Genomic DNA, 14,218 nt, shown 5'->3' on the forward strand with positions numbered 1-14,218 from the left:
GCCCGCCCTCAGGCGATGCCGCCGAGGCAGATATATTTCAGCTCGGTGTAGTCATCGAGGCCGTATTTGGAGCCCTCGCGGCCGAGGCCGGACTGTTTGACGCCGCCGAACGGGGCGACCTCGGTGGAGATCAGGCCGGTATTGACGCCGACAATGCCGTATTCCAGCGCTTCGGCCACCCGGAAGATCTTCGCCACATCGCGCGAGAAGAAATAGGAGGCGAGGCCGAATTCGGTGTCGTTGGCCATGGCGACGACATCGTCCTCGGTCTCGAACTTGAACAGCGGCGCCACCGGACCGAAGGTTTCCTCGCGCGCGCATTTCATGTCGGGCGTCACGCCGGTCAGCACCGTCGGCTCGAAGAACAGGCCGCCGCGCTCATGCGGCTTGCCGCCGAGCTTGACCGAAGCGCCCTTGGCGGTGGCATCGGCGATATGGTCCTCGACCTTGTCGACCGCCGCCTTTTCGATCATCGGGCCGATTTCGACGCCGTTTTCCATGCCGGGGCCGACCTTGAGGCCCGCAACGCGCTTGGAAAGCTTCTCGGCGAATGCGTCATAGACGCCGGCCTGCACGTAAAGCCGGTTGGCGCAGACGCAGGTCTGGCCGGCATTGCGGAACTTGGAAGCGATCGCGCCTTCGACCGCGGCATCGAGATCGGCGTCGTCGAAGACGATGAACGGCGCATTGCCGCCGAGCTCCAGGCCCATCTTCTTGATCTGGTCTGCCCCCTGGCGCATCAGGATGCGGCCGACCTCGGTGGAGCCGGTGAAGGTGATCTTGCGCACCCGGTCATCTTCGCTGAAGACCTTGCCGACGGTGGATGAACTGGTGGAGGTGACGACCGACAGCAGGCCCTTGGGCAGGCCGGCGCGCTCGGCGAGCAGCGCCATGGAGAGCGCCGAGAGCGGGGTCTGCTGGGCAGGCTTGGAGACGATCGAGCAGCCGGCGGCAAGCGCCGGGGCCATCTTGCGGGCGAGCATCGCGTTCGGGAAGTTCCACGGCGTGATCGCACCGACGACGCCCACCGGCTGGCGGATGACCATGATCCGCTTGTCGGCCTGATGGCCGGGAATGATGTCGCCATAGGCGCGCTTGGCTTCTTCGCCAAACCACTCGATATAGGCCGCGCCGTAAAGCACTTCGCCGCGCGCCTCGGCAAGCGGCTTTCCCATTTCCGCCGTCAGGATCACGGCGAGGTCATCGGCATTCTCGACCATCAGGTCATAGAGCTTGCGCAGGATCTGGGCGCGCTCCTTGCCGGTCTTCTTCGCCCAGGCCTTCTGTGCCTCATAGGCGGCGGCAACGGCCTCCTCGACCTCTTCCTTGCCGCAATCGGGGAGCGTGGCGATGACATCGCCGGTCGCCGGGTTCACGACATCGAAGGTCTTGCCGCTTGCGACCTTGTCGCGCCATTCGCCGGCGATATAGGCGCGCGGCTCGGCGAGGTCCGCCTTCTTGAGTTTGTCGGATAGCGCTGTTGCGATTGTCATGATGCTTATTCCCTTTTTCGTTCATATGACGGCCCGTGATTGGAGGGCCGCGGTCGACGCTCACAATGCATATAGACCGGCTGTTTCATTCGCCAAACTAAATTCTGATGGCCGGTCCGAAGATTGTGTCTGGTCAGACGACGCTTGCCGGAAACGTGCTGTTTCGATCGGGGTGTCATGCTGCCGGATAGGAAGTCGCATCTATCTCTCGGTCGAACCGTCTGGCTTCCTTCCACTGGCTGGTGCTATACACGAAGCGGCGATGCCATGATGATGCACAAAGAGGACCCAACAGCCGATGCAGACGATATTCGTTCAGTTCAAATGTCATCCCGGACAGGCGTATGACGTTGCCGATCTGGTGGTGCGCACGCTTGAGGAAACCTCCGAAATCTATTCGACCTCCGGCGATTACGATCTGCTGGCGAAGTTCTATCTGGCCAAGGATGCCGATATCGGCCATTTCGTCACCAGCAACCTGCAGACCATCGAAGGCGTCAAGGACACCTTCACGCTGGTGACGTTCAAGGCGTTCAGCTAGAAATCCAGCGGCCGGTGGTCCGCCTCAGAAATCCGGTACAGTCACGCCATTGTCGCGGCAGGCGGCGATCACGGTATTGGCCATCAGCATGGTGATGGTCATCGGGCCAACGCCGCCGGGCACCGGCGTAATGGCGCCGGCGATCTTTTCGACCGCGGCATAATCGACATCGCCGATCAGGCGCGTCTTGCCCTCGCCGCGCTCCGGCGCCGGGATCCGGGTGATGCCGACATCGATCACCGTCGCGCCGGGCTTCACCCAATCGGCCTTCACCATTTCCGCCCTTCCGGTGGCCGCGATCAGGATATCGGCGCGGCGGCAGATTTCCGGCAGGTCGGCGGTGCGCGAATGGGCCATCGTGACCGTGGCATTGGCCTGCAGCAGCAATTGTCCCATCGGCTTGCCGAACAGATTGGACCGGCCGATCACGACGGCGTTTAGGCCGGAAAGATCGTTGCCGTGGACGGTGCGGATCAGCACCATTGCGCCTGCGGGCGTGCACGAGATCAGGCCTGTCTGCGTGTCGCCGAGTGCAAGCTTGCCGGCATTGACGATCGAAAGCCCGTCCACGTCCTTTTCGGGACGGATCAGCTGGATGACGGGAAATTCGTCGAGATGGCCGGGCAGGGGCAGTTGCACCAGAATGCCGTGGATTGCGGGATCCTCGTTCAGTTCGCGAACGACCTGTTCCAGTTCCGCCTGGCTGGTTTCCGCCGGAAGCGTGACCTGGACGGAATGGAAGCCGCATTCCTTGGCGCGTCTGCCCTTGGCCGCGACATAGGTGTGGCTTGCCGGATCATCGCCGACGATGACCACAGCCAGCCCCGGCACGACGCCTTTTTCCGCCTTCAACGCCGCGCTTGCCGCTGTGACCTTCCCGATCACATCCGCCGCGATCGCCTTGCCGTCTATCCGCTTTGCCATGTCTGCAGCCCTCTTCCGAGGCGTCCTGCCATCGTTCAACCGGACGCCAGAAACAAAAACGGCAAGCGCCGGAACGCTTGCCAATGTCTTTCACACTTAACCCGGCCGGATCAGTTCAGGCGGGATTTGACCGCGTCGACCGACTGCGAGAACAGCTTGGAGCGAACCGCAGGCGTCGCCTTCTTTTCCAGAACGATGCGCGCGGCATCGACTGCGACGTCGACGGCCGCGCCACGCACTGCGGCAACGGCTTCCTGCTCGGCCTGACGGATCTTCTGCTCGGAAAAGGCGGTCCGGCGCTCGACATATTCTTCCGTCTTGCGGCGGGCTTCTTCCTTGATCGCCTTTGCGTCGCGCTCGGCGGCGGCAACGATATCCTTGGCCTCTTCCTCGGCCTCGCGGCGCTTGCGCTGATAATCGGCAAGCACATGCTGGGCTTCCTCGCGCAGGCGCTTGGCTTCCGCCAACTCGTCGCGAATCTCGTCGGCGCGCGAATCAAGCGAGCGCAGCAGAATGCCGGGCACCTTGAAATAGGCAACGACGATGAAGAACAGGATCAGGCCGACAAAGGCGTAGAATGTTGCATCGAGAGACATGGGCTCAGCCCTCCCTGACGGTCGAAACCGCGCTTTCGATGTCGCCCTTGGCGACCCGGCCGCCGATCAGCTGGGTAACGATCAGAGCGGCTGTTTCCTCGGCGATGCCGCCGACTTCCTGAAGCGCTTCGTTGCGAACTGCGGCGATGCGCTCATTGGCGGCCGCAAGCTTCTTGCCAAGCTCGGCCTCGAGCTGCTCGCGCTCGGCATCAGCCTCGGCGCGCGCCTTGTCGGCGGCTGCGGCGGAAATGCTGCGGGCCTCGTTGCGGGCTTCGGCGAGTTCTTTTTCATAGGCCTTGATCGCGGCATCGGCCTCGCTGCGAAGGCGTTCCGCCTCGTCGAGGTCCTGGGCAATGCGATCGTGGCGGTCTTCCAGAATGGAGCCGACGCGGGGAACGATCACCTTCTTCATTACCAGATAGAAGAGACCGAACGTAATGGCCAGCCAAAGGATCTGCGACGGGAAGGTCGCGAAATCGAAGGGCGGGAACACCTGCTGTTCGTGATGTTCCACCTCGGCCAGCGTGGTTTCCGTGTGCTGTTCTTCTGCACCATGCGACGTCTGGGCCAAAGCCGGGGTCACAAACATGCTCACCTCCAAAGGTCTTCGACAACAAGGGGTGCGGCGCCGGCCTCAGGCCAGGCCCCGCAACCGAAAGTCGGACCGTTCAAAAAATCAAACGGCGAAGAGGAGGAGCAGGGCAACGAGCAGCGAGAAGATGCCGAGCGCTTCGGTAACGGCGAAGCCGAACACCAGACGGCCGAACTGGCTGTCGGCGGCGGACGGGTTGCGCAGCGCGCCGGTGAGGTAATCACCGAAGATGCGGCCGAGGCCCATGGAGGTTGCACCCATGCCAAGGCAGGCAATACCGGCGCCGATGAACTTTGCTGCTTCCGCTTCCATATGAGAACTCCTTAGAAGAATTGGGTTGTTGCGGCTTAATAGCGATGCCGGTTCCGCCTGTCCAGACGAAGCCGGCGACTTTTCTATCCTAGTGCTCGCCCGCGTTGACGGCGTCGTTGAGATACATGCAGGTCAGGACTGCAAAGACGTAGGCCTGCAGGAAGGCCACCAGGAATTCCAGCGCCGTCAGCGCCACGGTCATGGCGAGCGGCAGGATTGCGCCACCGGTGCCGATCGTGCCGATCGAGATCAGCGAGACCACGAAGCCGGCAAAAACCTTCAGCGTGATGTGGCCTGCCAGCATGTTGGCGAACAGACGGACGGAAAGGCTGATGGGACGCGAGAGAAACGAAACGATCTCGATCAGCGTCACCAGCGGCAGCAGCGCCACCGGAACCCCGGATGGCACGAACACCTTGAAGAAATGGAGGCCGTGCTTGTAAAGCCCGTAACCGACGACCACGCACATCACCATCAGCGCCAGCGAGAAGGTGACGACGATCTGACTGGTGACGGAGAAGAAATAGGGGAACATGCCGATCAGGTTCGCTGTCAGCAGGAACATGAACAGCGTCAGCACGAAGGGGAAGAACACCATGCCCTTCGTCCCCGCGCCCTCCCGGAGCATCGAGGCGACGAATTCATAGAGAAGCTCGGCGATCGACTGGGTGCGCGAGGGAATAAGGCCGCGCTTGGCGGTTGCCAGGTAAAGGAACCCGGCAGCGGCCCCGGCGGAAATCACCATGAACAGCGAAGCATTGGTGAAGGACAGGTCCAGCCCGCCGACATTGATCGGAACGATGCTGTGGATCTGAAATTGATGGGTCGGATCGTTTGCCACCTAGTCTCTCTCTTCTTGCCCTGCCTGCGGCCGTTTTCAGCCGCCGGCAACCAAAACTTTACTTGCCGTCTTTTTTCATACGGTCTTCCGGCTCCGCCACATAACCCACGGAGCGCAGTACATTCAATACCCCGGCGCAGAATCCGAGGAGAATAAATACAATCAATCCCCAGGGGCCTGTCCCCGCGAAGCGATCAAGCAGATATCCGATCATGAAACCGACGAAGATCGCCGCCATGAACTCGCTCGAAAGCTTCAGGCCCTTCGACATTTCCTTGCGGTCCTTGGCGGAGGCCGCCGTCTTTGCCCGTTCGGAAACCTCGTCCTTGCGCAGCGAGCCGAGTTCGGATTCCAGCCGCTTGCGGCGGGCCTCCAGATCGTCCTGTCCGTTCTCTGCCATGACATCCCTCCTTGAGCGCGTCCCCGTCAAGAAGGCTCCGGCCACGCGATAAAGCGGCGGAAAGGCCCGGTCAAGTGGTGCGCACCATAGTTTTAGCGCCCATGCTAGTCAAGACAAGGGGCGGCATCAATGGCGCGAGCCGCAAATATCTGATTTCATTGCGGTAAATGCGTGTGTTTCGGCGCTACAGCCAGCCGCGCTTGCGCAGCCAGACGACCGCCGCCGCCCCGGTCAGGAACATCAGGCCGAGAGCGGCCGGATAACCCCACGAAAAGTGCAGCTCCGGCATCTTGTCGAAGTTCATGCCGTATATGCCGGCAATCAGCATCGGCGGCGCGAACACGACCGAGACCACCGAGAACAGTTTCATGATGTTGTTCTGTTCGAGATTGATCAGGCCAAGCGAGGAATCGAGCAGGAAGGTTATGTTGGAGGCGACGAAGCCCGCATGCTCAGAGAGCGACTGGATATCGTGAGAGACGATCCGGCAGAGATCCTTGGTTGCCTTGTCGTCGCGCACCCGGCGCAGCGTCTGCACATAGGTCGCAAGCCGCGACAGCGTAGTCAGGCTGTCGCGGGTCTTGCTGACGAGGCGATGATAGGTCGAAATCTCGATCAGCCGCTCTTCCAGCTCCGCCGGCGGCCGTCTGCGTCCGCGCGCGCCTTCGCCGAACACGGCAATCGAGATATTGTCGATCTTGGCGACAGCCAGTTCCAGGATTTCGGCGGTGCGGTCCACGATCGTGTCGAGCAGATAGGCCAGAACCTTGGCGCCCTGACCGGGTGCGACCTCGAGCCGCTTCATGTCGGCGGCGAACAGGAAGAACGGCTTCGGTTCCGCGTGGCGGATGGTGATCAGCCGTCCCTCGGCGAGAATGAAGCCGATATCGGTGAGGTGGGCGAGGCCGAAGTCCACATTCATGACCACAGAGGCGGTCATGTAGACGGCGTCGCCCTCGGTATAGTAGCGGCTCGAGGGCTCGATATCTTTCAGCGATTCGCGCGTCGGCAGCACCACGTCGAGCAACTCCTCGATGTGGCGCATATCGTCTTCGGTCGGATCGAGCATGTCGATCCAGATCACGTCGTCCTCAAGCGGCGCGGGCGTGCCGGTGATAGACATCGGCGTCTTCGCCCCTCCGACCTTGTAGAGATGGATCATCAAAACCCCGCTTTTCGAGATCGCGCGCCGGTGAATGCGCACCGGCGCACAGCGCCCCTTGCCTCAAAGGGCTACCGAAGCCTAATGATGAGGGCAAGACTGTTTTTGGCCAAGCCTTGAGATTTCATTCGCCATGCAACCCCATCATTTCTGGCAGGAATTGCTGCCTCCCGCGCCGGCTCAGACGGCCGCCCATGACGCCGCCCATGACGCTGCCTATACCGCGCGGCTTGCCGACGGCCGCCGTCTTCTACTGCCGATCCGTCCGCTTGGAGACAGCGGCGAGGGGCTTGCCTCGCTGATCATAAACCAGGCGTCGTTTGCGGTTACCCGGGCGCTTGCCGACGATCTCGCCACCCGGCTTGCGCCCCTGAAACCCGAGATCATCATCGGCCTGCCGACGCTTGGCCTCACGCTGGCGGCCGCTGTCGCCGAGGCGCTCGGCCATTCCCGCTACGTGCCGCTCGGCAATTCGCGCAAGTTCTGGTACGAAGAGGCGCTGTCGCTTCCGGTCAGTTCCGTCACCACGCCCGGCCAGCAGAAGCGGCTCTATATCGATCCGCGCATGCTGCCGCTGCTTGAGGGGAGGCGGGTCGCGCTCGTCGATGACGTAATCTCCTCGGGCAAGTCGATCGTCGCGGGGCTTTCGCTCCTGAAGCAATGCGGCGTGCGCCCCGTGGCGATCGCCGCCGCCATGCTGCAGACCACGCGCCATGTCGAGGCGCTTGCCGCTTTCGATGCTGGGACCGTCGACGATATTCACGCCTGTTTTGCCACGCCGCTGCTCATTCGGGGGACAGACAGGCTCTGGCGTCCGGCATGAAAAAGCCCGCGATCGCGAGATCACGGGCTTTCTGCAAGGAACTGTAAACCGGGATTAGTTCAGAAGAACGGCATCCGGATTGTCGTTCAGGCTCTGCTCGGTATATTCCGGCTGGTTTTCGAGCGTGGCACGGTCATACTTGGTCTGGACGACATAGGTGTCGCCATCGCTCATGACCGTGGCCGAGTCGGCCGCAATGGCGACCGGCTTTTCGCCGATACCGAGGAACCCACCAACATCCACGACGAAGACGTTCTCGTTATTGTCGCCGTAGACAATGATGTCCGAGATTTCGCCGACATTGTCGCCATCGGCGCCCAGAACCGGCGCGCCTTCCAACTCGTCATAGGAGATCGAGGCGGTGTCGACTTCGCTCATGCCTTCCAGCATCGGATTTTCGGCCATGGTGCCGTCGTTCTGCATCGCATCGCCGGCATTGTCGACATTCGAGGCGACGTCGTTCATGGCGTTGCCGGTGGCATCCGCCGCGGTGCCGATACCGGTGGCCACGTCGTTCATGGCTTCACCCGTGGCATTGCCGGCTTCGTCAAGAGCCGTCCCCGCCGAGTTGGCAAGATCGTTTGAGCCCTCGGCCATGGTGCCTTCAGGCGCCGGAGCGCGGCCGACCTTCATCAGGTTCTCATTGTCGGATTCGAATTCCGGCGCGGATTCCAGCTCTTCGCGGGTGGCGTCGATGCTGAGCCACGCGCCATTTTCACCGGGCTCCCAGGACAGACGATCGAAGGAAATCGCGACTTCCTTTTCGCCGATGCCGAGGAAGCCGCCGACGCCGATCACGGCGGCATTGGCCGTACCGTCGGTATTCATCACGATGTCAGCGATGTCGCCAACCTGCTCACGTTCCTGGGTTTCAGCACTCATGCCGTAAACCGGCCAGCCAAGCAGCGAACTTGCGAGAACCTGCTCGCCGGTCGCGCCGTAGAAGCTCTTGGCGTCTTCGCCGGCAGCCTGACGATCAGGGAAGATCGGCGAAGCGCCGTTTTCCATGCCCGAGCTTGCTTCAGGCTGTTTCATGGGTTCGGTGGTGTTGGTGTCCTGGGCAAAGGCTGCACCCGTGGAAACAACAGCTACCAGTGCGGTGGTCGAAAGAATCTTGCGAAGCATGTCAATACTCCTCTCTTCTTGTAGTGCTCCAATTTAGGTGCGATTTAATAGTTGTATTATTTGTTTTTATCTCACCTTGCTCACGACAATAAAACGTAGCCGAGAGGCCCTTGTTCCTGTCGCCGGTAACTTTTTTCGAAAAAAACGGTCGAAAAAATAAACCCGCCGCGTTCCGGAAAACGGGCGGGTGGGTTCATTCGAATTCGCGTTCGCTCAGCAGTAGCGCATCGGCATCGATATGTGGACCTTGAGCCCGGTCTCGGCATAGTCCAGATCGACCTTGCTGCCGATGACCTTGTCGAGACTGCGTTCGATCAGGACGGAACCGAAGCCGCGCTGCTCGGGCGTGGTTACCCGCGGCCCGCCAACCTCGACCCAGTCGAGTTCCAGATGGGCGTTGCCGCCTTCATCCCTGCAGGCGACGGTGATATCCACAACGCCGGCCCGGGTCGAAAGCGCGCCGAACTTGGCGGCATTGCTGGCAAGCTCGTGGATGACCAGACCAAGCGCCAGCGCTTCGTCGGGATCGAGATAGACGGCGCTGCCGTGAATATCCACCTGTCGGCCCGAACTGTCGCTGTAGGGCGCGATCTGCGAGCGCAGCAGACGGTCGAGCGCGATCGCGCCCCACTGCTCGTCCGAAAGCAGGGTGTGCGCGGCGGAAAGCGCCTGCAGCCTGCCGGAGAACGACATGTTGAATTCGGCAGAGGTCCGCGAGCGCCGCAGCGTCTGGCCTGCAATCGACTGCACGATCGCCAGCGTGTTCTTGACGCGGTGATTGAGTTCGCGCAGCAGAAGGCGGGTCTTCTGTTCGCTTTCCTTGGTGGTGGTGATATCGACCACGACGCCGAACACCGGCCCCTTTCGCTCCTCGAGCAGAGCGTTTTCATAGGCACCGCCCAGCGAAAGAAGCCATTTACCGGTGGAATCGACCTTGAATTCGCATTGATATTCCTCGCCCCGGTCGAGCGCCGCCTTGAACCGGCGCATCAGCGAAAACCGCATTTCGGCATTGATCGCGCCGAGCACCCGGCGGCAGGTCACCGGCTCATCGGGTGAAAGCGCAAGCATTTCCCGCAGGGCATTGTCGCATTCAACCGTCTCGCTGATGCCATCCCAGCTCCAGGTCGCGATATTCGCGGCCCGCAACGCCATCGAATGGCGCCGTTCCGATTGTGAAAGGGCAATATCGGCGGAAGCCTTGCCGCGCGCGGCGTGCTTCAGTTCATAAAGCGAGCCGGCAAGGTTCGCCAGCCGGCAAAGCGCTTCGGCATCCTCATCGGTGGTGTCGCGGTGGTTTTCGCCGTCGATGATGCAGATCGCCCCGGCATTGACGCCGTGAACCCGGATAGGGGCGCCGGCGAAAAACTTCACCCGCTTGCCCTCGAACATCGGGACCGAACGGGCGAGTTCTTTGTGGGTCTCGGGATTGTTGAGGATCAGCGCCCGCTGTTTCTTGAGCGCGATCGGGTAGACGAACAGGCCCGAGCGGGTGGGCACGTCATCGACCTTCATGCCATGGACGGCCTGAACCCAATTTTCGTCAGAATCGGCAATCAGGATCAAGGCGGCCGGGCAGGAAAAGCGGTTTGCCGCAGCTTCGACGATCGCGAGGAAATTCTCGTCGACTTCCGCCGCGCGCATGATCGATTGCGAAAGCGTCTTCAGACGGTCCTCGTCCCTGATCGCCTCCACAATTTCCGATGGCAAATGTTCCACAGGCTCAAGCTCTTTTATTCACGCTCAGGCAGACAATCCCCGGCCCGGGCACACCTATAAGTCACCGTACCGGAATCACGCAAGGATTTCCGGCTTCGCATCGAAACGCCCCGGTTTGGCAATCGGTTCCGCCCGAGGGCGATTTTTCTGCAACGGAAATCCGGTCGCGGAACAAACAGGCATTGCGAGCGTTCGAAAAAGAAGCAACAAAGAAGCGGCTGGTTGAGGAGCGGAAGGCATGTTTTCGAACGGCTGAGTGAATGAAATCGTTCCACGGTTATCGGCTATGCCGGGTGTTTCGGTATTGTCGTATCAATATGGTATGCGCCGTCCTGCGAATGCGGTCCGGGGCTTGAGGGCATTCCGGGATCGGGTATGCTTGCTCCGCGCAGGCAATGTAAGGAGAGGCTTTAAGCAGGGATTGCCGGAGCCGCGCGGGCGCCGGCCGCGTCAGCTTGAGGGCCTTTTGCCCCGGGTTGCGTTGCATTCGGTTTGCCCGGGGCGGCGCGGAAAAGTGTCGGAGCGGCCGAGGGCGCTCCAGTGTTTTGACTGGCGGCGGGGCGGAAAGCGTCGTCCAATAAACTGGGATAAGTAGTCGTAATGAGCGTAAAATTCGGGACGAGCGGCCTTCGCGGCCTGTCAACGGATCTCCTGGGGGAGCCTTCCTCTCTTTACACGGCGGCTTTCTGTCATCACCTGCACAAGGCGGGCTATGCCGAAAAAGGCGATGTCGTGCTCGTGGGTCAGGATTATCGCGAGTCGAGCCCGGCGATAGCGGCCAACTGCATGGGCGCGATCGCGGCCGCCGGCTTTACACCGGTCGATTGCGGGGCGCTGCCGACGCCCGCTCTCGCCTTTTACGGCCAGAAGAGGAAGGCCGCCTCGATCATGATCACCGGTTCCCATATTCCGGCCGATCGCAACGGCATCAAGTTCTATCTTCCCGATGGTGAGATCACCAAGGACGACGAGCAGGCGATTTCCGGCTTTGCCGAAAAACTCAAGGGCACGATCGAGCAGACATCCGCGGAGGGCGAGGACGAGGCAAGCGAGGCGCTGGCCGGCTTCGGCGCGCGCTGTACCGTCATTCTGCCCGACGAGGCCCTTTCCGGCATGAAGGTCGGCGTCTACCAGCATTCCACGGTGGCGCGCGACCTGTTTATCGCGGTGCTCGAGCATTACGGCGCGGACGTCACGCCGCTTGGCTTTTCCGAGGAATTTATTCCTGTCGACACCGAGGCAGTTTCCCCGGAAACGGTGGAGCTTCTGAAGGGCTGGGCCGGAGAACACGGGTTTGATGCCATCATTTCCGCTGATGGCGACGGCGACCGCCCGCTGGTGGCGGACGAGACCGGCACGCCGCTGCGCGGCGATCTGATCGGCCTGATGACCGCCAATTTCCTCGGCGCGAAAGTGGTGGTGACCCCGGTCACGTCCAATTCCGGCATCGAAAAGAACGGCGATTTCGAGGTGATCAGGACAAAAGTCGGATCGCCCTTTGTCATCGCCGGCATGGAAAAGGCGATTGCCGAAGGCAAGGACGGCGTCATGGGGTTCGAGGCCAATGGCGGCCTGCTGACGGCTTCGCCCTTCCGTCCTGCCGGCGACACGATTGCGCCGCTGCCGACGCGCGATTGCTTCCTGCCCGTCCTGTCCGCGCTCTATCTCGCCCACCGCGACAAGCGCAAGCTTTCGGAACTCGCGAAGGCTTACAGCCTGCCGGTCGCCGATGCCGACCGGATCAAGAATTTCGAGCAGGCGCGCAGCGCCGCGCTGATGGACTATCTGCGCGAAAGCGACGGCAATCTTTCCGAATTCCTTGCGCCGATCGGCACGGTTGCGGACAAGAGCGACATCGACGGCCTGCGGGTCACGCTCGACGATGGCCGCATCATCCACATCCGCCCCTCCGGCAATGCGCCTGAAATGCGCTGTTACGTGGAGGCGGCGAGCGCCGGTGAGGCGCGCGAACTTCTGAAACAGGGCCTTGCCCTGATCGAAGGTTTCAAGGCCCGTTAAACAGACCCTTATTCAAAAGATTCATTACATTAGGAGATTTATCGATATGAGCAGCAAGATCGTTCCCGTCATCATGGCCGGCGGCAAGGGCACGCGCCTGTGGCCGCTGTCGCGCGCCACCGCGCCGAAGCAGTTCATCCGTTTTCTCGGCCCGAAGACGCTTTACCAGAAGACGCTGGAACGTGTGTCGGACAGCGACCGCTACGAAGCGCCGATCATCCTGACCAATGAGGATTTCCGCTTCCTCGCCGCCGAACAGGCGCGTGAACTGGATATCGAGCTTTCCGGCATCATTCTTGAGCCGATCGCCCGCAACACCGCCCCCGCCGTCGCCGCCGCCGCCGCCATGGTCCGCGCTAATTTCGGCGATGACGCAATCATGCAGGTGCTGGCCTCGGACCACGAGATCGATGCGGGCTCGGATTATTTCGGCGCGATCGATACCGCCCTGAAAGCCGCCAAATCAGGCAAGCTCGTCACTTTCGGCATCGAGCCGACCGAGCCCGCCACCGGCTTCGGCTATATCGAGGCCGGCGAAGAGCTTCCCTCCGGCGCCCGCAAGGTTGCCCGCTTCGTTGAAAAGCCGGCGCAGAACAAGGCCGAAGAAATGCTGGCTGCCGGCAACTACACGTGGAATTCCGGCATGTTCATGTTCCCCGTCGCGGTGCTGATCCGGGAACTGGAAAAATACGCCCCCGAGGTGTTCGAGTTCGCGGAGCAGGCGGTGCTGAAGGATGAGAGCGATCTCGAGCTCGATTTCACCCGTCTCGACAAGGACACCTTTGCACAGTGCCCCGATATTTCCATCGACTATGCGGTGATGGAAAAGACCAGCGAGGCCGCCGTCGTGCCCTCGGCCTTCACCTGGTCGGATCTCGGCTCCTGGGATGCGATCTGGAAGGATGGCGAACAGGATGGCAGCGGCAATGTCGTTTCCGGCGATGCGACGCTGCTCGACACACAGAACTCGCTGGTGATCTCGCGTGACATGCATGTCGCCATGCAGGGGCTCGACGGCATGGCGGTGATTGCATCGGAAGATGCCGTCTATGTCGGCAAGCTCGAAGACAGCCAGAATGTCGGCAATATCGTCAAGGTGCTGAAGGGCGCGAAGGAAACCCGGGCGCTGGCCGAGGAGCACCCGACCTCCTACCGGCCCTGGGGCGGCTATACCTCGATCATCAAGGGTGAGCGCTTCCAGGCCAAGCGCATCTTCGTCAAGCCCGGCAAGAAGCTGTCGCTGCAGAAGCACCACCACCGCGCCGAACACTGGATCATCGTCAAGGGCACGGCCGAGGTGACGGTGGACGAGGACGTGAAGCAACTGACCGAAAACCAGTCGATCTACATTCCGCTCGGCGCCGTCCACCGGCTTTACAATCCCGGCAAGATCACGCTGGAATTGATCGAGGTGCAGACCGGCTCCTATCTCGGCGAAGACGACATCATCCGCATCGTCGACGATTTCGGTCGCGGCTGATTGAGAGGCAAGGCCCCGCGCCGTTCGGCGCGGGGCCGGCTTCGCGCGTTCCTTCAGGATTGCACCATAGTTTCAAAAATCCGTCAAAATCACATTCCAGGCTATCATAATTCGCGATTCCTGCGTGTCGCGCGCGAATTCGCGCAAACTTTCGTCGTTCCAGCTTGACCGTTGCCGTCCCGTCGCGATAT

14 protein-coding genes are annotated in these 14,218 nt (G+C 61.4%); 4 read left to right on the forward strand and 10 right to left on the reverse strand.

Annotation, left to right across the window (positions count from 1 at the left end):
• Positions 1-8 precede the first annotated feature (8 nt).
• Positions 9-1,493: an NAD-dependent succinate-semialdehyde dehydrogenase gene (locus V6766_RS00050; RefSeq protein ID WP_448462406.1), complete on the reverse strand. Its 1,485-nt coding sequence runs from the start codon at positions 1,491-1,493 to the stop codon at positions 9-11.
• Between the two features lie 298 nt (positions 1,494-1,791).
• Here V6766_RS00050 and V6766_RS00055 point away from each other — a divergent pair, with 298 nt between their 5' ends.
• A complete protein-coding gene (locus V6766_RS00055) occupies positions 1,792-2,034 on the forward strand; it encodes an Lrp/AsnC family transcriptional regulator (protein WP_230720229.1) in 243 nt (80 codons plus the stop codon).
• Positions 2,035-2,058: 24 nt separating this feature from the next.
• On the opposite strand, the gene folD is transcribed toward V6766_RS00055, so the two are convergent.
• The 7 genes from folD to V6766_RS00090 all read right to left on the reverse strand — a co-directional run bounded on the left by folD (position 2,059) and on the right by V6766_RS00090 (position 6,861).
• Positions 2,059-2,958, reverse strand: coding sequence for a bifunctional methylenetetrahydrofolate dehydrogenase/methenyltetrahydrofolate cyclohydrolase FolD (gene folD / locus V6766_RS00060; RefSeq protein ID WP_448462408.1), 900 nt, complete (start codon positions 2,956-2,958; stop codon positions 2,059-2,061).
• 110 nt (positions 2,959-3,068) lie between these two features.
• On the reverse strand, positions 3,069-3,554 hold the full coding sequence (locus V6766_RS00065; RefSeq protein ID WP_230720227.1) for a F0F1 ATP synthase subunit B: 486 nt from the start codon (positions 3,552-3,554) through the stop codon (positions 3,069-3,071).
• 4 nt (positions 3,555-3,558) lie between these two features.
• Positions 3,559-4,143, reverse strand: coding sequence for a F0F1 ATP synthase subunit B (locus V6766_RS00070; RefSeq protein WP_448426941.1), 585 nt, complete (start codon positions 4,141-4,143; stop codon positions 3,559-3,561).
• A gap of 87 nt (positions 4,144-4,230) precedes the next feature.
• A complete protein-coding gene (locus V6766_RS00075; RefSeq protein ID WP_018063478.1) occupies positions 4,231-4,458 on the reverse strand; it encodes a F0F1 ATP synthase subunit C in 228 nt (75 codons plus the stop codon).
• An 88-nt stretch (positions 4,459-4,546) separates the two neighbouring features.
• Positions 4,547-5,299 (reverse strand): F0F1 ATP synthase subunit A, encoded by a 753-nt coding sequence (locus V6766_RS00080; RefSeq protein ID WP_448462410.1) that lies wholly within the window; start codon positions 5,297-5,299, stop codon positions 4,547-4,549.
• A gap of 58 nt (positions 5,300-5,357) precedes the next feature.
• On the reverse strand, positions 5,358-5,699 hold the full coding sequence (locus V6766_RS00085) for an AtpZ/AtpI family protein (RefSeq protein WP_230720224.1): 342 nt from the start codon (positions 5,697-5,699) through the stop codon (positions 5,358-5,360).
• Positions 5,700-5,883: 184 nt separating this feature from the next.
• The gene (locus V6766_RS00090) at positions 5,884-6,861 is read right to left on the reverse strand and encodes a magnesium transporter CorA family protein (RefSeq protein WP_448462412.1); all 978 of its coding nucleotides are present in this window, start codon (positions 6,859-6,861) and stop codon (positions 5,884-5,886) included.
• A gap of 133 nt (positions 6,862-6,994) precedes the next feature.
• Here V6766_RS00090 and V6766_RS00095 point away from each other — a divergent pair, with 133 nt between their 5' ends.
• The gene (locus V6766_RS00095; RefSeq protein ID WP_448462414.1) at positions 6,995-7,684 is read left to right on the forward strand and encodes a phosphoribosyltransferase; all 690 of its coding nucleotides are present in this window, start codon (positions 6,995-6,997) and stop codon (positions 7,682-7,684) included.
• Positions 7,685-7,738: 54 nt separating this feature from the next.
• Here the strand turns inward: V6766_RS00095 and V6766_RS00100 are convergent, their stop codons facing one another.
• On the reverse strand, positions 7,739-8,809 hold the full coding sequence (locus V6766_RS00100; RefSeq protein WP_448462416.1) for a PRC-barrel domain-containing protein: 1,071 nt from the start codon (positions 8,807-8,809) through the stop codon (positions 7,739-7,741).
• Between the two features lie 213 nt (positions 8,810-9,022).
• Entirely contained in the window at positions 9,023-10,528 is a 1,506-nt protein-coding gene (locus tag V6766_RS00105) for an HWE histidine kinase domain-containing protein (RefSeq protein WP_448462418.1), read from the reverse strand.
• Positions 10,529-11,128: 600 nt separating this feature from the next.
• Here V6766_RS00105 and V6766_RS00110 point away from each other — a divergent pair.
• Together V6766_RS00110 and V6766_RS00115 are read left to right on the forward strand one after the other, a co-directional pair.
• On the forward strand, positions 11,129-12,547 hold the full coding sequence (locus V6766_RS00110; RefSeq protein ID WP_448462420.1) for a phosphomannomutase: 1,419 nt from the start codon (positions 11,129-11,131) through the stop codon (positions 12,545-12,547).
• A 46-nt stretch (positions 12,548-12,593) separates the two neighbouring features.
• Positions 12,594-14,027, forward strand: coding sequence for a mannose-1-phosphate guanylyltransferase/mannose-6-phosphate isomerase (locus tag V6766_RS00115; RefSeq protein ID WP_448462422.1), 1,434 nt, complete (start codon positions 12,594-12,596; stop codon positions 14,025-14,027).
• The last annotated feature ends 191 nt before the right edge of the window (positions 14,028-14,218 follow it).

Source organism: Martelella sp. AMO21009 (genome assembly GCF_053484295.1).

Bases quoted from the DNA above. Each gene is read 5' to 3' on its own strand.
- V6766_RS00115 (WP_448462422.1), top strand. From the start codon at position 12,594: ATGAGCAGCAAGATCGTTCCCGTCATCATGGCCGGCGGCAAGGGCACG.
- V6766_RS00065 (WP_230720227.1), bottom strand. From the start codon at position 3,554: ATGTCTCTCGATGCAACATTCTACGCCTTTGTCGGCCTGATCCTGTTC.
- V6766_RS00095 (WP_448462414.1), top strand. From the start codon at position 6,995: ATGCAACCCCATCATTTCTGGCAGGAATTGCTGCCTCCCGCGCCGGCT.
- V6766_RS00090 (WP_448462412.1), bottom strand. From the start codon at position 6,861: ATGATCCATCTCTACAAGGTCGGAGGGGCGAAGACGCCGATGTCTATC.
- V6766_RS00070 (WP_448426941.1), bottom strand. From the start codon at position 4,143: ATGTTTGTGACCCCGGCTTTGGCCCAGACGTCGCATGGTGCAGAAGAA.
- V6766_RS00075 (WP_018063478.1), bottom strand. From the start codon at position 4,458: ATGGAAGCGGAAGCAGCAAAGTTCATCGGCGCCGGTATTGCCTGCCTT.
- V6766_RS00055 (WP_230720229.1), top strand. From the start codon at position 1,792: ATGCAGACGATATTCGTTCAGTTCAAATGTCATCCCGGACAGGCGTAT.
- V6766_RS00085 (WP_230720224.1), bottom strand. From the start codon at position 5,699: ATGGCAGAGAACGGACAGGACGATCTGGAGGCCCGCCGCAAGCGGCTG.
- V6766_RS00050 (WP_448462406.1), bottom strand. From the start codon at position 1,493: ATGACAATCGCAACAGCGCTATCCGACAAACTCAAGAAGGCGGACCTC.
- V6766_RS00110 (WP_448462420.1), top strand. From the start codon at position 11,129: ATGAGCGTAAAATTCGGGACGAGCGGCCTTCGCGGCCTGTCAACGGAT.
- V6766_RS00100 (WP_448462416.1), bottom strand. From the start codon at position 8,809: ATGCTTCGCAAGATTCTTTCGACCACCGCACTGGTAGCTGTTGTTTCC.
- folD (WP_448462408.1), bottom strand. From the start codon at position 2,958: ATGGCAAAGCGGATAGACGGCAAGGCGATCGCGGCGGATGTGATCGGG.